The organism is Bradyrhizobium sp. SZCCHNS3052, assembly GCF_032484495.1.
Taxonomy (GTDB): Bacteria; Pseudomonadota; Alphaproteobacteria; order Rhizobiales; family Xanthobacteraceae; genus Bradyrhizobium.
Window position 1 is genome coordinate 112,192 of record NZ_JAUETB010000001.1, and the last position, 23,145, is coordinate 135,336.

Here is a 23,145-nt window from a genome sequence, read left to right on the forward strand (position 1 = left end):
TCACGGCCGGCGGCGCCCGCCGCGGCGCTCAGCACAGCGGCCTCTTAAAGAACAGATGGTCGAGCAGGATCAGCAGAGCGGCGATGCCGATGATGATGAGAAACGCGAAGGCGTAGTGCAAGGACCGATGGAAGTGCGCGCGATAGGCGCGGGAATATTCGTCGGCAGTCACACGGCGGAGCGTGAACCAGCCGCGCCATTCCGGTGCATGGCTCGCCATCAAGACCCGCTCGCGAAACGCCAGCGCCCAGATCACGACGCCAGCCCCCATGTCGACGATCGTCAACAATCGCAGGAGATCCTCAGCCATTCGAGCTAGCATGGAGAGACCTCGCTCACTCCTCCTGCTGCGGATCGAGCGCGTCGCGCAGGCCGTCGCCCAGCAGGTTGAGCGACAGCACGACCAGGAAGATCGCAAGCCCCGGCCAGATCGCCATCCATGGCGCGTTGGTGAGGAAGCGCTGGGCGGCGTTGAGCATGCTGCCCCAGGACGGGGCCGGCGGCTGCTGGCCCAGGCCTAGGAATGACAGCGCGGCCTCGGCGATGATGGCGGCGGCGACCGACAACGTCGCCTGCACCAATAGCGCCGGCATGATGTTCGGCAGGATGTGCCTGACCGCGATCTGCAGGTCGGTATCGCCGACGCTGCGGGCGGCCTCGACATATTCCTCGACCTTGACGCTCATCACCTCGCCGCGGGTCAGCCGGACGAAGATCGGCGTCGCCGAGATGCCGATCGCGATCATGGCATTGCCGAGGCTCGGCCCCAGGAACGCCGCCAGCGCGATCGCCAGGATCAGGAATGGGCAGGCCAGCATCGCGTCGGTGATGCGGCTGATCAGGGCATCGAGGAAGCCGCCGCGGTAGCCTGCGATCATGCCGATCGGGACGCCGATCGCCAGCGCGATGGCGACCGAGATCGCTCCGGCCAGCAGCGAGGCCCGCGCGCCGTAGATCACGCGGGCCAGCACGTCGCGGCCGAGATCATCGGTGCCGAGCCAATGCGCCGCCGACGGCGCCTTGCGCACCAGCGCCCAGCTCGTCTTGATGGGATCGTAGGGCGCCACCACCGGCGCGAGCACGGCGAGCAGGATGAAGGCCGTGATCAGGCAGAACCCGACCATGGCGCCTTTGCGCTTCACCAGTCGGCGCAAGGTGCGCTGCATCGGCCGCTCGAGCGGAGCGAGGGCGCGTGCCCCGTGCGGAGCTGACAGCGTCGTCTCGGCCATCTCAGCTCCTCAGCCGCGGATTGACGAGGACATAGGCGAGATCGGCGATCAGGTTCAGCATGATGTAGACGGTGGCGGTGACCAGCACGACGCCCTGCACGACGGCGTAGTCGCGATTGAACACGGCATCGACGATCAGCTTGCCGAAGCCGGGGATCGAGAAGATCTGCTCGGTCAGCACGGCGCCGGACAACAGCGTCCCGAGCTCGAGCGCGCCCAGCGTGATCACCGGCGTCAGGGCATTGCGCAGCGCGTGGCGCAGGATGACCTGGCGTTCGGAGATGCCCTTGGCGCGCGCGGTGCGGATGTAGTCGCTGCCCAGCACCTGCAGCATCGCGCTGCGGGTGTGGCGCATCAGGATCGCGGCGATGGCATTGCCGAGCACGAAGGCCGGCATGATGGTGGCGGCGAGACTGGCCCGCCAGTCCTCGGCGGGCGAGACGTAACCGGAGGCGGGGAGCCAGCCGAGCTGGATCGAGAACAGGAAGATCAGCATGATGCCGAGCCAGAAGTTCGGCGTCGAGATGCCCCACAGCGCAAACAGGTTGGCGGCATAGTCCCAGGCCGTTCCGCGCTTCACGGCGGAAACGATGCCGGCGGGAATGCCGATCAGGAACGCGATCACGATCGCCATCGAGGCGAGCTGCAGGGTTACGGGCAGCTTCTGCAGGATGAGGTCGCGTACCGGCATCTTGATGCGCAGCGACTCGCCGAAATCGCCCGAGAGCACGCCCTTGATCCAGTAGCCGTACTGAACCGGAAGCGGCTGGTCGAGCCGATACTGTTTGCGGATCTGCTCGATCACCGCCGGATCGCGCTCCTCGCCGGCCATCACCAGCGCGGGATCGCCGGGCAGGAGCTGTTGCAGCGAGAAGATGAGGATGGAGACAAAGATCAGCGTCGGGATGATCTGGGCGATGCGGCGGGCGAGGAACGTCAGCATGATCTGCGTCCCTCGCGGCAGTCACCCGGCGCGTCATCGGAAACCGGTCGTGCTCCCAGCGTTCCCTCCCCCACAAGGGGCGAGGGAGCGCAGCGCGCGCGAGGCGTCGCGGTCGCGTCCCAACGAAGGGGGGCCAAGTGACTGCTCACTTCAGCTTCAGGCCGATCACGCGCACCAGGCCGTCCGGCATCTGCTTGTAGCCCTCGAGCTTCTTGGTGTGCGCGATCAGGATGCGTCGGTGGTAGAGGTAGAGAATCGGCTCGTCCTCGATCTCGAGCTTGGTCAGCTTCTCGTAAAGCGCCTTGCGCTGGGCCATGTCGGTCACCAGCCGTGCGTCGCTGAGCGCCTTGTCGGCCTCGGCGTTGGCCCAGACGCTGTAGTTCTGCGGCGCGTTGCTGTGCAGGAACACGTAGCTGTTGCCGTCGGGATCGATCCGGCCGCTCCATGACAACATGAACGCCTGATAGTCGCCGGCCTCGGCCTGCTTCAACGAGGTCGCAAACTCCGTCACTCGGATCTTCATGTCGAAGCCGGCCTCGGCGGCCATCGACTGTACGACCTGGGCGGCCGCCTCGGTCTCGGCGCCCTTCGGTACCATGAAGTCGACCGCGACAGGCGTCGTCACGCCGGCCTCTTTCAGCAGCGCCTTTGCCTTCTCGACATCGCGGGCACGCACCGGGAAGGCCTTCTGATAATAGGGATGCGAGGGATTGACCCACTGGTTGCCCGGCATGAATTCGCCGTTGAAGACCACCTGGTTGAGCGCCTCGCGGTCGATCGCGAGATCGAGCGCCTGGCGCACCTTCGCGGACTGGCTGAGTGGGCCCTTGGCCTTGTCCTTGCCGATGTTGAGCGTGATGCCCTGATAGCCGAGCTCGATCGCGGTCGACAGCGCAAGCTTGGAATCGGCGCGCACGTCCTTGATGTCGGTGGCGAGCACGCGCTCGATCAGGTCGAGGGCTCCGGACTTCAGGTTCGCCAGCCGCACCGTGGCGTCGACGATCGGCTGGTAGACGATCCTGTCGATGAAGACGTTGTCCTTGTTCCAGTAGTCGGCGAACTTCTCGAACACGATGCGGTCCTGCTGGACGCGCTCGACGAACTTGTAGGGACCGGCGCAGACCGGATGCAGGCCGAACTTGTCGCCGGCCTCCTTGGCCGCCTTCGGCGACACCATCATGCCGGCGCGGTCGGTGAGCTGGGCGATCAGCGGCGAGAACGGCGCTTTCAACACCAGCTTGATCGTCAAGGGATCGACGACGTCGACATGATCGAGCGAGGCCAGCTCCGGCTTGCGGAACGAGCCGGGGAGGGTGAGATGGCGGTCGAGCGAGAACTTGGCGGCCTCAGCGTCGAACGGCTCGCCGTCATGAAACTTGACGCCGGGCCGGAGCTTGATGGTGACCTCCTTGCCGTCGGCCGAGGTCTGCTGCGACAGCGCGAGCTGCGGCACGATGTTGAGCTTGTCGTCGATGTCGAACAGCTTGTCGCAGGTCGCGGCGAAGACGATGCGGCCGACATAGGTGCGGGCCATGGTCGGATCGAGAACGTCGGGGTCCTCGGCAAGGCCGATGCGCAAGGTGGTCTGCGCCTGCGCGACCGGCCCCCAAGAGGCCACGACAACGGCCGCGACCGCGGCCAAGCACCAGTTCCTCATCATCCGATGTCCCTCACGCGAATGCAGCCTGCGTTGTTGCACTATCAATACCAACCCCGATCACGCGCCGTCCTTCCGGCTCGGTCATGTCTGGTTCGCGAGCGCGGCGGCGATGCCGGCATCAATCGTGGCGCGATCCGTAATCCCTGCCGGATTGTCGCGCGTCGGCATGAACTGCCGGAACACGGCCCAATGCTTGCGGCTAACGCCCTCCAGTCGTTCGAGCTCTGCCAGCGGATCGGGGTGATCATCGACACGCAGATCGAGCTCGGACCATTCCTCCTTGCCGTGGACCAGAAGAGCGGCCGACTGTTTGCCGCGCTTGTCACCGCCGGCGGCCTCGCCGGCCTTCATGGCTGCGATCAGACGCTCCGCGAAGGGCAGGGCGTGGCTGGCGATAAACGCGTTCGCGGTTTCGTTCAGCACCTGCGGGCCGGCCAGCATGTTGCCGGCAATCGAAAAGCCACGGCCTTCGAGATGGCCGCACCAGTCGATGCAGTCGCGGCCGGTGTGGGCGGCAATCTGGCCGTTGTGATCGAGGACGTGGAGCTGGCGGCTCTCGCGGCCGGGATCGGCAGATGTCAGCAGTTGCACGATCTCGCGCGGATGCCGGCCGTCGCGCAGTAGCGTGACGCCGTCGATGCCGTAATAGGGATTGACCAGCGCCTGTGTGGCGATGCCGCCGTGGCCGGCGACGATGAAGGGCACGCGCGCGCCGACGGCGAAGAAGCGGGTGGCGACGGCGATGCCGATCCGGCCGGTGAGATCGTCCTTGGCAATGATCGACCAGGTCATCGGCGTCTCGCTGTCATCGTCCGGCGGCGTAGCCCTGCATGCCCCGTGGATTGGCCGCGGCGCGGCGGCGGCGGCCGACGCGTGATGCGGCCGTGAGCCGGCCTTCCGACCAGTCCGGCCCGACCTCGACGACATGGCCGCGACGGCGCAACTCCTCGACGGTCGCCTTGGGCACGCGGCCCTCGACCACGAGCACGCCGGGGCGCGCGGTGCGCGGCCAGAACGAGATCGGGAAATGCTCGGAGTGCCACGCCGGCGCGTCGATCGACTCTTGCAGGTTCATGCCGGCATGGACGTGGCGCAGGAAGAACTGCGTGTTCCACTGGTCCTGCTGGTCGCCGCCGGGCGAACCCCAGGCCACATAAGGCTCGCCGTCGCGCAGCGCCATGGTCGGCGACAGCGTGGTGCGCGGACGCTTGCCCGGCACCAGCGCGGCCGGATGATCCTCCTCCAGCCAGAACATCTGCGCGCGCGTCCCCAGGCAGAATCCGAGTTCGGGAATGACGGGCGAGGATTGCAGCCAGCCGCCGGAGGGCGTCGCCGAGATCATGTTGCCGTCCCGGTCGATGATGTCGAAATGCACGGTGTCGCCGCGCACCTCGCCGAAGCGGCCGACGGTCGGCTCGCCCGAGCCCATTGCGCCGACGGCCTCGCGGCGGCCTTGGGCCTCGCGCAACTTCACCTTGGCGCCGTAGCCGTCGAGCGTGCCGGGACGCAGCTCGAGCGAGGCCTTGTCGGTGATCAGCTTGCGGCGCTCGTCGTTGTAGGCATCCGACAGCAGCGTCTCGATCGGGATGTCGGCGAAAGCAGGATCGCCGTAGAAGGCCTCGCGATCGGCGAAGGCGAGCTTCGCGGCTTCGATCTGCCAATGAATGAAATCGGGACCCGTCGGATCGAGGCCGTCGAGCGCAAAGCCCTTGAGCAGCGCGAGCTGCTGCAGCAGCACCGGGCCCTGGCTCCAGACGCCGGCCTTGCACACGGTGTAGCGGCCGTACTGATAGGTCAGCGGTGCCTCGATGGTCGGCTGCCAGCGCGCCATGTCGTCGGCTGTCAGCACGCCCTTGTGGCGCGAACCCGAGACGTCCATCACTTCCTGCGTCCGGCAGAAGCGGTCGATAGCCTCGGCGACGAAGCCCTGCGACCAGGCCTTGCGCGCGCGCTCGATCTGCGCGTCGCGATCAGCACCCGCGCTTTCGCCTTCACTCAGGAGGCGTGCGTAGGTTTCCGCGAGCTGTGGATTGGTGAACAGCGTGCCCGGCCTCGGCACCTCGCCATTGGGCAGATAGAGCGCGGCCGAGGTCGGCCAATGCGTCTTGAACAGCTGCTCCACGGTCTGGATCGTCGCCGAGATGCGCTCGACAAGCGGATAGCCGTCGCGCGCGTAGGAAATCGCCGGCTCCAGCACGTCGCGCAGCCGCATCGTGCCGTAGTCGCGCAGCAGCAGCATCCAGGACTCGAACGTGCCGGGCACGCAGGCCGCGAGCAGGCCGGTGCCGGGCACCATGTCGAGGCCTTCGTTCTTGTAGTGCGCGATGGTGGCGCCTGATGGCGCCGGGCCCTGGCCGCAGATCACCTCGGTGCGCCCGCGCCTGACGTCGTGCAGGATGATCGGCACGTCGCCGCCGGGGCCGTTCAAATGCGGCTCCACCACCTGCAGGGTGAAGGCCGCCGCGACGCCGGCATCGAAGGCGTTGCCGCCGCGCTCCAGCATCGCCATGCCCACCGCGGTGGCGAGCCAGTGCGTGGAGGTGACGACGCCGAAGGTGCCGTCGATCTCGGGGCGGGTCGTGAAGGGATCGGGGTTGATGAAGCTCATGTGACTTTCATTCTGATGATCGGTCCGTCCGCACCACGACTCGTTGCCTCATGCAGGAACGGCCGCGCTCGCCGGCTGGTTCACCGCATGGCAGGCCACGCCGCCGATGAGTTCGGGCGACTGCTGCCGACAGAGATCGAATGCAAGGGGACAGCGTGGGTTGAAGGTGCAGCCCGAGGGCGGATTGATCGGGTTCGGGATCTCGCCTCTGACCGGAATGCGCTGGCGGCCGGACATCGACAGGTCCGGCACTGCGCCGAGCAGCATCTTGGTGTAGGGCATGCGCGGGTCGCTGAACAGCGTGCGGCCATCGGCGATCTCGACGATGCGGCCGAGATACATCACGCCGATGCGGCTCGCCATGTGGCGGACGACTGCGAGATTGTGGCTGATGAACAGATAGGTCAGGCCGAACTTGTCCTGCAAATCGCGCATCAGATTGAGGATCTGCGCCTGCACGGAGACGTCGAGCGCCGAGGTCGGCTCATCGCAGACGATGAACTCGGCCTCGGAGGCGAGCGCGCGCGCGATGGCGATGCGCTGACGCTGCCCGCCAGAGAATTCGTGCGGGAATTTCTGGCCGTCGTCGGGATGCAGGCCGACCAGCGTCAGCAACTCGCCGACGCGGTCCTTGATCTGGCGCTCACCCTCGATGATGTCAAAGGCGCGGATCGGCTCGGCGATGATGCTATCGACGCGGAAGCGCGGATTGAGGCTCGCGTAAGGATCCTGGAACACCATCTGGATGCGGCGGCGCAGCTTGCGCCGCACCTGGGCCTGGCGCGCTTCGCTCATCGACACGCCGTCGATGATGACCTCGCCCGACGTCGGCGCCAGCAGCCCGACCACCATGCGCGCGACCGTGGTCTTGCCAGAACCGGATTCGCCGACCAGCGCGAAGGTCTCGCCCTTCCTGATGCCGAAGCTGACGCCGTCGACCGCCTTCAGGAACTCCTGCGGCTGACGCTCGATCACGCGGTTGAGCCAGGGTTTCGAGACGTCGAAGACCCGGCGCAGGTTCTTGACCTCGACGAAATCAGTCATGCCGCGGTCTCCGTCGCGCGATCGTACAGATGACAGGCGACGGCCTGCGTGCCCTGGCGCAGCGGCTCCGGCCGGTCGACGCGGCAGCGGTCGAAGGCGAAGCTGCAGCGCGGATTGAACGAGCAGCCGGGCGGGATCGCGGACAGTCGCGGCATCGAGCCTGGGATCTGCACCAGCCGCTTCTCCTCGCCCGCGAGCGTCGGGATCGCGCCCATCAGCCCCTTGGCGTAGGGGTGCAGCGGGTTGTTGATCACCTCCTGCACCGGGCCGATCTCGGCGACGCGGCCGGCATACATCACGGCGACGCGGTCGCAGGTCTCGGCGATCACGCCCATGTCGTGGGTCACCAGCATCACGGCGGTGCCGTGGTCGCGGCCGAGCCGCTTGATCAGCGAGATGATTTGCGCCTGCACGGAGACGTCCAGCGCGGTGGTCGGCTCGTCTGCGATGATCAGCTCCGGCTCGGCGCACAGCGCCAGCGCGATCACGACGCGCTGGCGCATGCCGCCGGAGAATTCGTGCGGATAGCCGTCGATGCGCTTCTCGGGCGCCGATATGCCGACCTCGGCGAGCAGGTCGATGGCTCGCTTGCGCGCCTGCTGCTCGGTGAGGTTGGTGTGGGTCCTGATGGTCTCGATGATCTGGTCGCCGACGCGATACAGCGGATTGAGCGAGGTCAGCGGATCCTGGAAGATCATGCCGATGCGCTTGCCGCGCACCTTGCGCATCTCCTCCGGGGGCAGGTTGTCGATCCGCAGGCCGGAGAGCTCAATCTCTCCGCCGGAGATGCGGCCCGGAGGATCGATCAGGCCGATCACGGCAAGGCCGGTGACGGATTTGCCGGCACCGGATTCGCCGACGACGCCGAGCACCTCGCCCTTGGCGATGTCGTAGGAGACGCCGTCGATCGCGCGCAGGGTGCCGCGCCGGGTCGCGAACTCGACCTGCAGGTTGCGCACGGACAGAACGGGGGCGGTCATGAGCTCAAGCCTCGGAAGGACGCATTCACGCGGGTCATCGCAGTTTCGGGTTGAGGGCGTCGCGCAGCCAGTCGCCGAGCAGATTGATGGCGAGGATCAGTCCGGCCAAAGCGATGCCGGGGAAGGCGACGATCCACCATTCGCCGGCGAACAGATAGTTGTTGCCGATCCGGATCAGGGTCCCGAGCGACGGCATCGTTTCGGGCATGCCGGAGCCGAGGAACGACAAGGTCGCCTCGGTGATGATCGCCAGCGCGAGGTTGATGGTGGCGATCACCAGCACGGGACCGGTGGTGTTGGGCAGCACGTGGCGCAGCATGATGACGGGCGCGGGCAGGCCGATCAGTTGTGCTGCGGCGACGTAGTCCTTGTTCTTCTCGACCAGCACCGAGCTCCGCACCGTGCGCGCATATTGCACCCAGAAGGAGAGGCCGATCGCCAGCACGAGCACGACCAGCATGCTGAGCCAGTCCAGCCGGTTGCCGGATACGGACTTGGCGATGCCGTTGACCAGCAGCGCGATCAGGATCGGCGGAAAGGTGAGCTGGACGTCGGCGATGCGCATGATCACGGTGTCGACCCGGCCGCCGAAATAGCCCGCGATGAGTCCGAGGCCAATGCCGAGCGCACCGGAAAAGGCGACGCCGAGAATGCCGACCAGGAGCGAGATGCGCAGGCCGTAGAGGATGGCCGAGAGCACGTCACGGCCCTGCTCGTCGGTGCCGAGCAAGAACGGGCTCTGTCCGTCGGCGGTCCATAGCGGCGAAATCCGCGAATTCAACAGCTGCAACTGGGCCGGGTCGAACGGGTTCTGCGGCGACAGCAGCGGCGCGAAGATCGCCAGCAGGAAGAACAGCAGCGTGATCACGGCCGCGGCAACCGTCAGCTTGGAGCGGCGGAACGAGTAGAACAGGTCGCTCGCAAGCGCACGCTTCAGCCATCCGTCGGCGCGCGGCGTCTCGACGGGCGTGGGGTGGGGAAGGGCTGCGTCGCTCATGATCAGGCCGGACGGCTGATGGTCGCGCGCAGGCGCGGATCGACCACGGTGTAGAGGATATCAACCACGAGATTGATGGTGACGAAGATCAGCGACACCATCATCAGGTAGGCCGCCATGATCGGGATGTCGACATTCTGCACCGCCTGCACGAACAACAGGCCCATGCCCGGCCATTGGAACACCTGCTCGGTGATGATCGAGAACGCGATCACCGAGCCGAACTGCAGGCCGACCACGGTGATCACCGGCACCAGCGTGTTGCGCAGGGCATGGCCGAAATGAATCGCGCGCGTGGTCAGCCCACGGGCTCGAGCGAAGCGGATGTAGTCGGTGCGCAGCACCTCGAGCATCTCGGCGCGAACCAGCCGCATGATCAAGGTCATCTGGAACAGGCCGAGCGTGATGGAGGGCATGATCAGCGCCTTCCAGCCGGAGACGGTGAACAGGCCCGATGTCCACCAGCCGAACCTGACGGTGTCGCCGCGGCCGAACGACGGCAGCCAGCCCAGCGTGACCGAGAACAGGTAGATCAGGAGGATGCCGATCAGGAAGGTCGGCAGGGAGATGCCGATCAGCGACAGCATCTGGAACAGCTTGGCGAGCAGGGAGTCGCGGTGCAGCGCCGAGAACACGCCCATCAGGATGCCGAAGAACAGCGCCAGGATCGTCGCGCAGACCGCGAGCTCCAGGGTGGCCGGCATGCGCTCCTTGAGCAGATCGGAGACCGGCTGCCGGAACTGATAGGAGACGCCGAACTTGAACTGCGCCGCGTCGAACAGATAGCGACCGAACTGCACGATGAAGGGATCGTCGAGCCCGAGCGACTGGCGGATGCTGGCCCGTTCCGCGGCCGACGCGTCGATCGGCACGATCTGGCTCACCGGGTCTCCGGCGAAGCGGAACATGGCGAACGCGATGATTCCGACGGCGATCATGACGCCGATGGCCTGCATTGCTCGGCGAAGCGCGAAGGCGAGCATCTGATCCTTTCAGGTCCTTCGAGATGCGGCGGCGCGTAGCACCTGCCGCAGGAAATGAAAAGTCCCGAAAAGCAGTTCTGCTTTCCGGGACTTGTCGTTGCGTCTGGACTACTCGGTCTTGGTGGCGAGGAACAGCAGCACGGCGTTGTCGGCGCGCAGCGGAATCTTCACCTTCTTCGAGACGCCCCAGGCCACCGCCTGCTGATGCAGCGGGATGTAGCCGTAATCCTTGATGCCGATCTCGAAGGCCTGCTTGATCAGTTGATTGCGCTTGGCGGTATCGGTCTCGACCAGGACCTTGTCGGTCAGGGCGTCGAACTCCTTGTTGCAGTAATTGCCGAGATTGGCCTCGCCCCGGGTCGGGTCCTTGGCATCGTCACGGCAGCCCATGATGTCGTGCATCACGTTGTGCGCGTCCATCGAGGAGGGCGTCCAGCCGAGCAGGAAGAACGAGGTGTTGTAGCCGCCGGGCTTCAGCACCTTGGCGAAGTACTGCGCCTTGGGCTGGGCGTTCAGGTTCACCTTGACCCCGATGCGGGCGAGCATGCCGACCACGGCCTGGCAGATCGCGGCGTCGTTGACGTAGCGGTCGTTCGGGCAATCCATGCCGACCTCGAAGCCGTCGGGATAGCCGGCCTCGGTCAGCAGCTTCTTGGCGGCGTCCGGATCATATTTCGGCCGGGTGAAGTCCTTCGACAGCGCATAGAGCTGCGGGGCGATCATCAGCGCCGACGGGGTCGAGAGGCCGCGCATGACGCGGGTCTTGATCAGCTCGACGTCGATCGCCTTGTAGAAGGCCTCGCGGACGCGGACGTCCTTGAACGGGTTCTTGCCCTTGACGTTGGAGTACAAGAGCTCGTCGCGCGTCTCGTCCATGCCAAGGAAGATCGTGCGCAGCTCCGGTCCCTTCAGGACCTGGGCATTCGGGCTGGAATCGACGCGGCCGATATCCTGCACCGGGACCGGCTCGATGACGTCGACCTCGCCGGACAGCAGCGCGGCGACGCGCGTGGCGTCGGAGGCGATGGTGGTGAACACGATCTCCTTGAGATTGTGCTCGGGCTTGCCCCACCAGTTCGGATTGACCTTGAACACGGTCTTCACACCGGGCTGATGGCTCTCGATGATGAAGGGGCCGGTGCCGTTCTCATGCAGCGCGGCGTAGCTCGGCGTGGTTGCCGACACCGGCGTCGGCGCGACCGAGTTGTTGTCCTCGCACCACTTCTTGCTCATGATGTACCACGTATCCCATTGCGAGATCAGGATGGGATTGGGGGCATCGAGCTTCACGTCGACGGTGTAGTCGTCGACCTTGATGAATTTTGCGTCCGGCGGAACGTTGGAGAGGAAGTTGGAACCGGTGGCGCGCACGCGATCGGCGGAGAAGATCACGTCGTCGGCGGTGAAGGGTTCGCCATTGTGGAACTTGACGCCCTTGCGCAGATGGAAACGCCAGCGGGTCGGCTCGGGCGTTTCCCAGCTCTCGGCCAGCGCGGGGATGATCTTCAGATCCTTGTCGCGCGCGGTCAGCCCCTCATAGACGTGAGCATGGTGCGCAATCGTGGTCGATTCCTTGAAGGTGTAGGGATCGAGCGATTTCAGGGTGCCCTGGTTGGCATAGCGCAGGGTCTGGGCCGAAGCTGGCATGACGGCGAGGCCGAATGCGACCGCTGCCGCGATGAGCAGGGATTTGCGTCCCGACATATGTCCAAATTCTCCGCGTTTGACGCTTGGTTTTTCGGCAGGCGCGATTGTGTCCGGCCTGTTTTGCTTCGAAGTTCGTGTTGTCTGCAGCGCCTCTTGCACGAACTTCAAGAAGCAACAAGACGCCGGGCGATATGCTTGCAAGTCTGATGCCGCGCCGGAATGAACTGATCCCGTTGGCTCTGGCCTGGCGGTGCGTCGTACGACCCGCGGCAGATCGATCCGAATATGTTGCCAGAGTTCAGCGGCGGCACACAAGTGCAGTTTGTTTAAGCCTAAACGATATGGTTATCCCCCCGCCGCCGCTGTGCGGCGCACGCGAGCGGCGGCTTCCGGGATGGGGCTGAGGGCTCGCCGGATTGACCATGTCCCGGGAATTGCGCACCTGCAGCAACGCGCCGCTTGCTAGAGGGGGGCCGGCGCGGTGATACTGGACACCCCCTGCCGCGAGTCCGGGATGGTCTTCCTGGTGAAGGGAGCCCGGCCCCGGGGCTCGCGTCGGGATGGTTCGAACAGCGGAGCGGACATGAAAGTCAATATCGAGATCGATTGCACACCGCTCGAAGCGCGGCAGTTTTTCGGACTTCCCGATGTCGGTCCGATGCAGGCTGCGGTCATGGACCGGCTGCAGAACCAGATGACGAGCAACATCGACAAGCTCACGCCCGAAGCCATCATGCAGAGCTGGTTCACGTTCGATCCCCGCTTGGCCGAACGGTTTCAGGACCTGATGCTGACCATGACAGGCCTCGGCGGCAGCCGCTCGAACGACAAGAAGTCGGCCTGACGCGGCCGACGGCCGCACGGATTACGCTTGCGCGGAACTCCGAAGGGACGTGTGGCGTGACGTCACGGCATGGAGCAGGCTCCATGCCGGCGCCGAAGACCGGTCGAAAAAGACCGGCTGAACACTTCAGGGGAGGACGCATGACCGATCCGTCTTGGATGCCGGCGCTGCAGTTCGCGACGACCAACGGCATCCGCATGGGCTATTACGAGGCGGGCCCCGTCAGCGACCGGCCGCCGATGATCCTCTGCCACGGCTGGCCGGAGCTGGCCTTCTCCTGGCGGCATCAGATCAAGGCGCTGGCCGAGGCCGGCATCCGGGTCATCGCACCCGATCAGCGCGGCTATGGCGCGACCGACCGGCCGGAGCCGGTCGAGGCCTATGACCTCGAGCATCTTACCGCCGACCTCGTCGGCCTGCTCGATCATCTGAAGATCGACAAGGCGATCTTCGTCGGTCACGATTGGGGCGGCTTCGTCGTCTGGCAGATGCCGCTGCGATACCCCGACCGGGTCGCGGGCGTGGTCGGCATCAACACGCCGCATCTGCCGCGCGCGCCCGCCGATCCCATCGCCATCATGCGCAAGCGGTTCGGCGACATGATGTACATCGTGCAGTTCCAGGATCCCGCACGCGAGCCGGACCGCATCTTCGGCAGCCGTGTCGAGGAGACCTTCGATGCCTTCATGCGCAAGCCGCTGCCGCGCAGCGATACGCCGCCGACGGAGCCGCCGGACGGCGGGATCGCAGCCTCGCCATCGCTCAACCTGGCGTTCCCGCAGATGATCGCAGCCTATGACGCCGCCAAGGACACGCGGCAGCCGATCCTGTCGGAGGCGGAGAAGCAGGTGTTCGTCGACACCTTCACGCGCACCGGCTTCACCGGCGGCATCAATTGGTATCGCAACATGACGCGCAACTGGCAGCGCGCCGAAGGGCTCGATCAAACGGTGCGCGTGCCGTCGCTGATGATCATGGCGGAGAACGACGCCGTGCTGCCGCCCTCGGCCGCCGACGGCATGGAGAAGCTGGTGCCGGACCTGGAGAAACATCTCGTCCGCGACAGCGGCCATTGGACGCAGCAGGAGCAGCCCGCGGAGGTCAGCGCCAAGCTGATCGAATGGCGGCGGCGACGGTTCGGTTGAAGAACGGCCGAGGCAGATTGCACGTCCGAGTGAGAGGCTGCGGCCGAGCCAAACAACAACAGATGTCGTCAAGCCTGCCGACGCAGCGCGTCGGCTCTCCTACGCCGCCTGCGCATTCGCGCCGTGCGCGTGCTCGGCGATCGCGTCGATGATCTGCGGCCACATCGGCCGCGGAGTAGCGTGACCCATGCCGTCGATCATCAGGAGCTTGGCATTCGGAATCGACTCCGCCGTGTCCTTGCCGGCGGTGGGATGGACCAGCGGGTCGACCTTGCCGTGGATCACGAGTGTCGGCGCCGTCACCAGATGCAGCCGCGGCTTGCGGCTGCCGGAGGCCAGGATCGCGCGCAACTGACGCCCGACGCCGGCGGGATTGATGCCGCGCGCGAAGCAGCGTTCGGCGAGCGCCACGTCATTTGCCTCGTCCTCGGGAAATGAGCCGACGCGCAGCGCCTTCCAGGTCTTCTGGAAGCGCTTGATGTACTCGTCCTTGGTCTTCGGCGGCGGTGCCATCAACAGCATCGCGACCTCGCGCGTCGGCGGCGGGATGCGCGGATTGCCGGTCGTCGACATGATCGACGTCAGCGAGCGCACGCGATGCGGAAAGGAGATCGCGATCTCCTGCGCGATCATGCCGCCCATCGACGCGCCGACCAGATGCGCCGACTTGATGTCGAGCGCGTCCATCAGGCCGACCGTGTCCTTGGCCATGTCGAGCAGCTTGTAGGGCGCGGAGACGGGAATGTTGAAGAAGCGCAGCTTGATCAGCTCGAACGGCGTCAGCCGGCGGCCGCCATGCAGCTTGCTCGACTGGCCGATGTCGCGGTTGTCGAAGCGGATCACGCGGAAGCCGCGGCTTGCGAGCTGTTCGCAGAACTCGTCGTACCAGATGATCATCTGCCCGCCGAGGCCCATGATCAGCATGAGGGGAGGGGCCGCCGGGTCGCCGAAGATCTCGTAGCAGATGTCGATACCGTTGGCGCGCACAGTCTGCGGCGGCTGATGAGCAGTTGCAGTCACTTGATCCCTCGTTCAAGGCCTTGGAACCCTCTATGGCATGGTTCTGTTGGTTGAGAGAAGCAAGCTACAAGTTCTCCCGCATCGCAGCGAAGGCGTGCTATGATAAGTTGTGTTTGAGTCTTGTATTGGTCTGAAGGAGCGTGCCGATGGCGAACAAAGCTGGCGACCCGATCGCATTCTGGCAGCAGATGGTCGGAGAGATGCAGAAGAGCTTCAGCGCCTTCACGCGGCTGCGCCCGATGGGTGTGACGCCCCGTCCATCCTCCGACGGTCCCGCAACTGGTTCAGGAAACGGACAGAAGCCCATGGTTGATCTGATGGAAAACTATTTCGCCGGCATGAACGTGCCGAGCCGTGGTCAGCTCACCGCCTTGAATGAGCGGCTCGCCTCCATCGAGGGCGAGCTGGCGGAGACACGGGTGTTGTTGAAGGAGCTGCTGGCTTCCGCGCAGGTGCCCGCGACGACGCCCGCCGATCTCGCTCCGCAATTGAACGAGATCAGGAGCGTGCTGGATTCGCTTCTCTCCGCGTCCAAGGCGCCGGCGCCAGTCGTGGCGCCGCCGCGCGACGTCACGCCGGACTTGAAGGGGATCAAGGACTTGCTCAACGAGCTTCTTGCCGCGACCAAGGCTCCGCAACCGGCGGCAAAATCCGCCGTCGACGTCACGCCCCAGTTGAGCGAGATCAAAGCATTGCTCGACCGGACGCTGAACGCTGCCAAAGCACCCGATCCGTCACCGACAGTCGCGATCGAGGCAGAGTTGCGCGAGATCCGGGCCATGCTCGACACGTTGATGAAGCCGTCTCAGCCCGTCGACGCCGCGCCCAAGGCTGATGAGGCGGCTCCAAAGCCGGCCGAGCCGGCCCGGTCGGGGAAGAACCGCAACAAAAAGCACGGCGGCGCCCCTGCCGAGCACTGAGGTTCACCCGAACGTTCCGACGTGCGGCGGGTCGCTCAGCGGTTGCCAGTTCTTTCCTCCCATCCCGGGATGGTGCGTTGCAACATTTATGTTGCGTTGCACCATTCAGAATGATATAGCTGAGTCACTCCGGTTTCATAAGGGACGGAGCGAGCCATAGCTCAGAAGCATTGAGGATGGAGACAGCCATGACCACCGAGACCAACACCGTGTTCGACACCGTCAAAGACGCCTTTGCGCCGGTGACCGACGCGTTCAAGAACCTGCAGACGATGGAAGTGCCGGAGTCCGCGCGGGAGTTCGTCAAGAAGACCGCGTCGACCGCCAAGGAGCGCGCTGCGGAGGCCCTCGCTGGCTCCGAGAAGGTGACGTCGGCGATCGAGACCGCCGTGTTCGACGGCGTGACCGAGGCCGGCAAGATCAGCCGGAACATTCAGCAGGCGCTGTATCAGGACACCGAGGCCTTCTTCGACGGCATCGACCGGCTGGCGTCCGCCAAGTCGATCAGCGAAGCCGTTCAGATCCAGGGTGAGCTGGCCCGTGCCCGTGGCGAGGCGCTCGTCGCCCGCGCCAAGTCGACCAGCGAGTATGTCGGCAAGCTCGTCACCGAGGGTGCCAAGCTCGCCCAGGAGAACATGGCCAAGGCCTACAACAAGACCGCCTGATCGCCTCGCGCATCAGCCGATCGACCTGCAAGGCCCGCATCGTGCGGGCCTTTTCTTTTGTGACCAGGCGAAACCGGATAAAGCGGAGACATGGCGCAGCCTCTGTCCCGCATCGTCAATCAACTGAAGAGCGAGCCGTCGCGCACGGGCTCGCTGATCATCACCGTGTTCGGCGACGCCATCGTGCCGCGGGGCGGCAGCGTCTGGCTCGGCAGCTTGCTCGCCTTCTTCGAAGGGCTCGCCATCGACGGCAGCGTGGTGCGCACGGCGATGTCGCGGCTGACGGCGGAAGGCTGGTTCGAGCGCAGCAGAATGGGCCGCAACAGTTTCTATCGCCTGACCCGGCGCGGCGAGCAGACCTTCGCCGGCGCCACCCGCCACATCTACGATTCGCCGCCGGCGGAATGGAACGGCAGCTTCGAACTGCTGCTCATCGGCAGCGCCGAGGATCGCGAGCAGGCGCGGACTGCGCTGCGCGATGCGGGCTTCGGCAGCCCGCTGCCCGGTGTGTTCGTGGCCCCCTCGAGCATCGCCGTCCCTGACGCAGTGGAGGGGGCCATCCGCCTGCAGGCGTCCGCCGGCTCCGACATGGCGCGACGGCTGGTCGCCGAGAGCTGGGCGCTGGAGCGGACGGCGGAGGCGTACCGCAAGTTCAGCGCCTCCTTTGCGCCGCTCAAGGACAGCATCGCGCGCGGCGAGGTGTTGTCCGACGGGCAGGCCTTCACCGCCCGGATCCTGCTGATCCACCACTATCGGCGCATCGTGCTGCGCGATCCGCTGCTGCCGGCCGAGCTGCTGCCGGGGAATTGGCCTGGACGGCAGGCCCGGGCGCTGTGCGGCGAGATTTATCGGTTGCTGCTGCCGGGTTCCGAGCGCTGGCTCGACGCGCATGCGACAAATGAAGAGGGGCCTCTGCCGGCGGCCGGAGCGGCGCTGCTGCGGCGTTTCGCCGTTGAGAATGAGGTCCGTTGATATATTACAGAATTCGATTGCACGGATGAAATCTCGTTATATATTGGCGTCAACCAAGTCCTGGGAGGACGCCGCCGCATGTACACGCAGGCGCTCAATTCGCCCGAGGAGGGCAGCTTCGCCGAGGACGCTGGACGCGCCTCGCGCTTTCAGGCGCGCATCGATGCCGAAGAGCGCATCGAGTCGAACGATTGGATGCCAGCGGCCTATCGCAAGACGCTGGTCCGGCAGATCTCGCAACACGCCCATTCGGAAATCGTCGGCATGCTGCCCGAGGGCAACTGGATCACGCGCGCGCCGAGCCTGCGCCGCAAGGCGGCGTTGCTCGCCAAGGTCCAGGACGAGTGCGGCCACGGGCTGTATCTCTACGCCGCCGCCGAGACGCTCGGCGCCTCGCGCGAGGAACTGGTCGATGCGATGCTCGCCGGCAAGGCCAAGTACTCCTCGATCTTCAACTACCCGACCCTGACCTGGGCAGACATCGGTGTGATCGGCTGGCTGGTCGACGGCGCCGCGATCATGAACCAGATTCCGTTGTGCCGCTGTTCCTATGGTCCCTATGCGCGCGCGATGATCCGCGTCTGCAAGGAGGAATCGTTCCATCAGCGGCAGGGCTACGAGATCATGCTCACGCTCTGCCGCGGCACGCCCGAGCAGAAGGCGATGGCGCAGGATGCGCTGAACCGCTGGTGGTGGCCGGTGCTGATGATGTTCGGCCCGCCCGACCAGGCCAGCCAGCACAGCGACACCTCGACCAAGTGGAAGATCAAGCGCTTCTCGAACGACGAGCTACGCCAGAAGTTCATCGATGCCACCGTGCCGCAGGCGCAGTATCTCGGGCTCACCATTCCCGATCCCGAGATGACGCAGGACGAGCAGGGCCATTGGGTGCACGGCCCGATCGACTGGAGCGAGTTCAAGCAGGTGCTGGCCGGCAACGGCCCGTGCAACCGCGATCGCATGGCCGCGCGCCGCAAGGCGCATGCCGAGGGCGCCTGGGTGCGCGAGGCCGCGACCGCCTACGCCGAGAAGCGCGCGCGGCGCCGGATGGCACAGGCTGCCGAATAGGACAGGGAGATCGAAATGGCGACGCCGAACACGCCGTTGTGGGAAGTCTTCATCCGCAGCCGCAACGGGCTTGCGCACAAGCATTGCGGCTCACTGCACGCGCCGGATGCGACCATGGCATTGCAGGCGGCGCGCGATCTCTACACCCGCCGCGGCGAGGGCCTGTCGATCTGGGTGGTGCCGTCGAGCGCGATCACCGCGTCCGATCCTGCCGACAAGGGCATGATGTTCGAGCCGGCGGAGTCGAAGATCTATCGGCATCCGACGTTCTACGAGGTGCCCGAGGAAGTCGGGCATATGTAAGTGCGGACGGCCGTCAGCCGTCGTCATTGCGAGCGCAGCGAAGCAATCCAGACTGCCGGCTCGGATGAATCCCTGGATTGCTGTGCTCGCAATGGCTGAGTTCGTGGCGGGCCTGATCGGATCACAACCATGACCGCTCCCTCGATCACCGTCTGCGAAACGCCGCTGGTGCTCTACACCTTGCGCCGCGCCGATGATGCGCTGATCCTCGGCCATCGCCTCTCCGAATGGTGCGGCCATGCGCCTGTTCTCGAAGAGGACATGGCGCTCTCCAACATGGCGCTCGACCTGATTGGCCAGGCGCGCGAGCTCTATGGCTACGCCGCCAAGGTCGAGGGTCACGACAATGACGAGGACAAGCTCGCCTATCTTCGTGATGTCAGGCAGTACCGCAACCTGCTGCTGGTCGAGCGTCCCAATGGCGACTTCGCGTACACGATGGTGCGGCAGCTGTTCTACGCGGCCTTCGCCGATCTGTATTGGCGCGGCATGATGGACTCGACCGATGCGACGCTGGCGGCGATCGCGGCCAAGTCGGAGAAGGAATGCGCCTATCATTTGCGCCACGCCAGCGAATGGGTGATCCGGCTCGGTGACGGCACCGACGAAAGCCACGCCCGCGCGCAAGCCGCGATCGATGACCTCTGGGCCTATACCGGCGAGATGTTCAGCGTCGACGAGAGTGAGCGCGGTCTGATCGACGCGGGTATCGCGATCGATCCGACGCAACTGCTGCCGGAATGGCTGTCGAGCGTGTCGCATGTCGCGCGCGAGGCGACCCTGGTGCTGCCGGAGAACGAGTGGATGCAGCAGGGCGGCCGCGACGGCCGCCACAGCGAGCATCTTGGCCATCTTCTCAGCGAGCTGCAATATATGCAGCGCAGCTTTCCCGGTGCGACATGGTAGTTGCGGATTTCAGCCCGGCCGAGCTGCGCCAGCGCGCCTGGGACGCCGCGGCATCGGTGGCCGATCCGGAAATTCCGGTGCTGACGATCGACGATCTCGGCGTCCTGCGCGAGGTCGAGGTCGTCGGCGACCGCGTCGAGGTCGCGATCACGCCGACGTATTCCGGCTGTCCGGCGATGAACATGATCGCGCTGGAGATCGAGCTGGCGCTGGAGCGCGCCGGCTTCCGTGATGCCCACGTTCGCACGGTGCTGTCGCCGGCCTGGACCACGGACTGGATGAGCGAGGCGGGGCGGCGCAAGCTGCGGGAGTACGGCATCGCGCCGCCGCAGCCGTCGAGCGGGCGCCGCGCTCTGTTTGGCGTGGCCGAGGTCGCGTGTCCGCAATGCGGATCCGTCGACACCGAGCAACTCGCCGAGTTCGGCTCGACCTCGTGCAAGGCGCTGTGGCGCTGCAGATCGTGCCGCGAGCCGTTCGATTATTTCAAGTGTCACTGATGCAGCAGCCGTCATCGCGAGCGCAGCGACTTTGTCCGCCGAAGCCCGAAGGGCGTAGGCGGAAGCGATCCAGAGTCCCGCGCGCGGTCCTGGATTGCTTCGTCGCTTCGCTCCACGCAATGACGGGAGGATGAACCCGATGTCGACCACGCCACGCTTCCACCGTCTCGCTATCCGTGACCTGCGCCGCGAGGCGCCCGATGCCGTGTCGCTGACCTTTGCCATTCCGAACGAGCTGGCGGCGGACTATCAGTTCGCGCCGGGGCAATATCTCACGTTGAAGACCACGCTCGGCGGCGAGGAGGTGCGGCGCTCCTATTCGATCTGCTCCGGCCCCGATGATCACGAGATCCGCATCGCGGTGAAGCGCGTCGATGGAGGCGCGTTCTCCAGCTTCGTCACTGACGAACTGAAGCGCGGCGACGAGATTGACGTGATGACGCCAACTGGACGTTTTGGCGTGGCATTGCAGCCGGAGGCCGCGCGCACCCACGTCGGCTTCGCGGCGGGCTCCGGAATCACGCCGATCCTCTCGATCGTGAAGGCCGTGCTGGCGCGGGAGCCGCACAGCCGCTTCTTCCTGTTCTACGGCAACCGCACCACCGCAGGCATGCTGTTCCGCGAACAGCTCGAGGAGCTGAAGGATCGCTTCCTCGACCGCTTCTCGCTGTTCCACGTCATCTCCGGCGAGGAGCAGGATCTGCCGATCCTGCACGGCCGGCTCGATGGCGAGAAGGTGCGCGTGCTGCTGCGCTCGCTGGTGCCGGCCGAGAGCGTCGATCACGTCTTCATCTGTGGCCCCACCGGCATGAGCGAGGATATCGAGGCCGCCTGCCGCGCGCTCGGGATCTCCGACGACCGCGTCCATGTCGAGCGCTTCGTCTCCGGCGCCGGCGGCAAGCCGCGGCCCAAGATGGTCGTTCCGGACTCGGCGCCGCCGAAGGCCATCGCCGCCCTGATCATCGACGGCAAGCGCCGCGAGGTTCCGGTCGCCGACGGCGAAGCCATCCTCGACGCCGCGCTGCGTGCCGGTGTCGACTTGCCCTTCGCCTGCAAGGGCGGCATGTGCTCCACCTGCCGCGCCAAGCTGGTCGAGGGCAAGGCCGAGATGGAGCTGAACTACTCGCTCGAGCCTTGGGAGCTGAAAGTGGGGTTCGTGCTGACGTGCCAGGCCAGGCCGGTGACGGAGCGGGTGGTGGTGGACTACGATCATATGTGAGGAACTACGCTCGCCGTCATTGCGAGGAGCGAAGCGACCAAGCAATCCAGAATCTTCGCGCTGCCCTGGATTGCTTCGCTTCGCTCGCAAGGACGAGCCGCGACCATTTGCCGAACCTCACACTCGCGACACCAACAATTACCCCACCGGCCGCTTGTCCTTGATCCGTTTCGCCTTGCCGGCCGAGCGCTCCAGCGTGTCGGGCGGGACGACTTTCACCTTTGCCGTGAGGCCAATGGTGTTCTTGATGTGGATGGAGATGCGCTCGGCGTGCGCGCCGAGGCCGCTCTCGTCCCAATGCTCGGGGCGCGACTCCGCGTAGATGGTCAGCTCGTCCATGCGGCCCTCGCGCGTCAGCTCCAGCATGAAATGGCCGCCGCACCACTCGGTCGACAGCAGGATCTCCTCGATCTGTGACGGGAACAGGTTGACGCCGCGCAGGATGATCATGTCGTCGGAGCGACCCGTGACCTTCTCCATCCGTCGCATTCCCGGCCGCGCGGTGCCCGGCAGCAGCCGCGTCAGATCGCGGGTGCGATAGCGGATGACGGGAAAGGCCTCCTTGGTCAACGAGGTGAACACCAGTTCGCCCATCTCGCCGTCGGGCAGCACCTTGCCGGTGTCGGGATCGACGATCTCCGGATAGAAATGATCCTCCCAGATGTGCAGCCCGTCCTTGGTCTCCAGGCATTCCTGCGCCACACCAGGGCCGATCACCTCGGACAGGCCGTAGATGTCGGTGGCGTCCATCGCGAACGCATCCTCGATCTCGGCGCGCATCGCATTGGTCCACGGCTCGGCGCCGAAGATGCCGATCCTGAGCGAGCTCTGCCGCGGATCGAGGCCCTGACGCTTGAACTCGTCGAGGATTGCCAGCATGTAGCTTGGCGTCACGGTGATGATGTCAGGGCGGAAATCATTGATCAGCTGCACCTGCCGCTCGGTCATGCCGCCGGAGACGGGTACCACCGTGCAGCCGAGCTGCTCGGCGCCGTAATGGACGCCGAGGCCGCCGGTGAACAGGCCATAGCCGTAGGCGTTGTGGATGATCATGCCGCTCCGGCCGCCGGCGGCGCGGATCGAGCGGGCCATCACGGCCGACCAGGTCGCGATGTCGTTCCTGGTATAGCCGACCACGATCGGCTTGCCGGTCGTGCCCGAGGAGGCGTGTACCCTTACCAGTTGCTCGCGCGGCACGGCGAACATGTTGAACGGGTAATTGTCGCGCAGGTCGGTCTTCACCGTGAACGGAAACTTGGCGAGGTCGGCGAGCTCGCGGAAGTCGGAGGGATGCACCCCCGCCTTGTCGAAGGCGCGGCGGTAATGGGCGACGTTGTCGTAGGCGTGCTTCAGCGACCAGGCGAGCCGGCTCGTCTGCAGCGCCATGATCTCGTCGCGCGAGGCTCGCTCGGCTGCGTCCATCTCGGGAACGTAGCTGCCGGTCGATTGAAGCTTGGTCGATGTCATGGTCAGGTCCTCCGGCAGGGGCGCGGGG

Annotated in this window: 23 protein-coding genes; 10 read left to right on the forward strand and 13 right to left on the reverse strand. The window is 65.7% G+C overall.

The genetic code is table 11. The features are described from left to right. Positions 1–28: 28 nt before the first annotated feature. The 11 genes from QX073_RS00485 to QX073_RS00535 form a co-directional block, all read right to left on the reverse strand. Positions 29–310 carry a hypothetical protein gene (locus tag QX073_RS00485; protein WP_315754707.1) on the reverse strand — a complete coding sequence of 94 codons (282 nt, stop codon included), beginning with the start codon at positions 308–310 and terminating at the stop codon, positions 29–31. 25 nt (positions 311–335) lie between these two features. Further along, complete coding sequence (locus QX073_RS00490; protein WP_315754737.1) at positions 336–1,166, reverse strand: ABC transporter permease; 831 nt, start codon at positions 1,164–1,166, stop codon at positions 336–338. A 64-nt stretch (positions 1,167–1,230) separates the two neighbouring features. Continuing rightward, the gene (locus QX073_RS00495; RefSeq protein ID WP_315715755.1) at positions 1,231–2,172 is read right to left on the reverse strand and encodes an ABC transporter permease; all 942 of its coding nucleotides are present in this window, start codon (positions 2,170–2,172) and stop codon (positions 1,231–1,233) included. A 145-nt stretch (positions 2,173–2,317) separates the two neighbouring features. Continuing rightward, positions 2,318–3,829, reverse strand: coding sequence for an ABC transporter substrate-binding protein (locus tag QX073_RS00500; RefSeq protein ID WP_315715826.1), 1,512 nt, complete (start codon positions 3,827–3,829; stop codon positions 2,318–2,320). Between the two features lie 84 nt (positions 3,830–3,913). Continuing rightward, the gene (locus QX073_RS00505; RefSeq protein WP_315754705.1) at positions 3,914–4,624 is read right to left on the reverse strand and encodes a DUF1028 domain-containing protein; all 711 of its coding nucleotides are present in this window, start codon (positions 4,622–4,624) and stop codon (positions 3,914–3,916) included. 13 nt (positions 4,625–4,637) lie between these two features. Next, positions 4,638–6,440 (reverse strand): gamma-glutamyltransferase family protein, encoded by a 1,803-nt coding sequence (locus QX073_RS00510; RefSeq protein WP_315754703.1) that lies wholly within the window; start codon positions 6,438–6,440, stop codon positions 4,638–4,640. A 48-nt stretch (positions 6,441–6,488) separates the two neighbouring features. Then, positions 6,489–7,484: an oligopeptide/dipeptide ABC transporter ATP-binding protein gene (locus QX073_RS00515; protein ID WP_315754701.1), complete on the reverse strand. Its 996-nt coding sequence runs from the start codon at positions 7,482–7,484 to the stop codon at positions 6,489–6,491. Further along, the gene (locus tag QX073_RS00520; RefSeq protein ID WP_316225133.1) at positions 7,481–8,464 is read right to left on the reverse strand and encodes an ABC transporter ATP-binding protein; all 984 of its coding nucleotides are present in this window, start codon (positions 8,462–8,464) and stop codon (positions 7,481–7,483) included. Before QX073_RS00520 ends, QX073_RS00515 begins: the two co-directional genes overlap by 4 nt. Before the next feature lie 34 nt (positions 8,465–8,498). Continuing rightward, on the reverse strand, positions 8,499–9,461 hold the full coding sequence (locus QX073_RS00525; RefSeq protein WP_316202282.1) for an ABC transporter permease: 963 nt from the start codon (positions 9,459–9,461) through the stop codon (positions 8,499–8,501). A 2-nt stretch (positions 9,462–9,463) separates the two neighbouring features. After that, positions 9,464–10,444: an ABC transporter permease gene (locus QX073_RS00530; RefSeq protein ID WP_316225135.1), complete on the reverse strand. Its 981-nt coding sequence runs from the start codon at positions 10,442–10,444 to the stop codon at positions 9,464–9,466. 108 nt (positions 10,445–10,552) lie between these two features. After that, positions 10,553–12,148 carry an ABC transporter substrate-binding protein gene (locus QX073_RS00535; protein ID WP_316225137.1) on the reverse strand — a complete coding sequence of 532 codons (1,596 nt, stop codon included), beginning with the start codon at positions 12,146–12,148 and terminating at the stop codon, positions 10,553–10,555. A gap of 526 nt (positions 12,149–12,674) precedes the next feature. Between QX073_RS00535 and QX073_RS00540 the strand changes: the two genes are divergently transcribed. After that, positions 12,675–12,935, forward strand: a complete 261-nt coding sequence (locus tag QX073_RS00540) for a DUF6489 family protein (RefSeq protein ID WP_315715763.1) — start codon at positions 12,675–12,677, stop codon at positions 12,933–12,935. Positions 12,936–13,075: 140 nt separating this feature from the next. Then, a complete protein-coding gene (locus QX073_RS00545) occupies positions 13,076–14,080 on the forward strand; it encodes an alpha/beta hydrolase (RefSeq protein ID WP_316225139.1) in 1,005 nt (334 codons plus the stop codon). A gap of 99 nt (positions 14,081–14,179) precedes the next feature. Here the strand turns inward: QX073_RS00545 and QX073_RS00550 are convergent, their stop codons facing one another. Next, a complete protein-coding gene (locus QX073_RS00550; RefSeq protein ID WP_316225141.1) occupies positions 14,180–15,100 on the reverse strand; it encodes an alpha/beta hydrolase in 921 nt (306 codons plus the stop codon). A gap of 146 nt (positions 15,101–15,246) precedes the next feature. On the opposite strand from QX073_RS00550, the gene QX073_RS00555 reads away from it, so the two are divergent. The 8 genes from QX073_RS00555 (at position 15,247) to paaE (ending at position 21,650) form a co-directional block, all read left to right on the forward strand. Continuing rightward, the gene (locus QX073_RS00555; protein WP_315715827.1) at positions 15,247–16,020 is read left to right on the forward strand and encodes a hypothetical protein; all 774 of its coding nucleotides are present in this window, start codon (positions 15,247–15,249) and stop codon (positions 16,018–16,020) included. A gap of 188 nt (positions 16,021–16,208) precedes the next feature. Continuing rightward, the gene (locus QX073_RS00560; protein WP_315715766.1) at positions 16,209–16,685 is read left to right on the forward strand and encodes a phasin; all 477 of its coding nucleotides are present in this window, start codon (positions 16,209–16,211) and stop codon (positions 16,683–16,685) included. A 90-nt stretch (positions 16,686–16,775) separates the two neighbouring features. Further along, entirely contained in the window at positions 16,776–17,657 is an 882-nt protein-coding gene (paaX, locus tag QX073_RS00565; RefSeq protein WP_315754695.1) for a phenylacetic acid degradation operon negative regulatory protein PaaX, read from the forward strand. 78 nt (positions 17,658–17,735) lie between these two features. After that, positions 17,736–18,725 (forward strand): 1,2-phenylacetyl-CoA epoxidase subunit PaaA, encoded by a 990-nt coding sequence (gene paaA / locus QX073_RS00570; RefSeq protein ID WP_316225142.1) that lies wholly within the window; start codon positions 17,736–17,738, stop codon positions 18,723–18,725. 15 nt (positions 18,726–18,740) lie between these two features. Then, positions 18,741–19,028, forward strand: coding sequence for a 1,2-phenylacetyl-CoA epoxidase subunit PaaB (gene paaB, locus QX073_RS00575; protein WP_009025702.1), 288 nt, complete (start codon positions 18,741–18,743; stop codon positions 19,026–19,028). 129 nt (positions 19,029–19,157) lie between these two features. Then, positions 19,158–19,934, forward strand: a complete 777-nt coding sequence (paaC, locus tag QX073_RS00580; protein WP_316225144.1) for a 1,2-phenylacetyl-CoA epoxidase subunit PaaC — start codon at positions 19,158–19,160, stop codon at positions 19,932–19,934. Further along, a complete protein-coding gene (paaD, locus tag QX073_RS00585) occupies positions 19,928–20,431 on the forward strand; it encodes a 1,2-phenylacetyl-CoA epoxidase subunit PaaD (RefSeq protein WP_316202278.1) in 504 nt (167 codons plus the stop codon). The genes paaC and paaD overlap by 7 nt, the downstream gene beginning before the upstream one ends. Before the next feature lie 139 nt (positions 20,432–20,570). Further along, a complete protein-coding gene (gene paaE, locus QX073_RS00590; protein WP_316225146.1) occupies positions 20,571–21,650 on the forward strand; it encodes a 1,2-phenylacetyl-CoA epoxidase subunit PaaE in 1,080 nt (359 codons plus the stop codon). 138 nt (positions 21,651–21,788) lie between these two features. Here the strand turns inward: paaE and paaK are convergent, their stop codons facing one another. Next, positions 21,789–23,117: a phenylacetate--CoA ligase PaaK gene (paaK, locus tag QX073_RS00595; protein WP_316225148.1), complete on the reverse strand. Its 1,329-nt coding sequence runs from the start codon at positions 23,115–23,117 to the stop codon at positions 21,789–21,791. Positions 23,118–23,145: the final 28 nt, after the last annotated feature.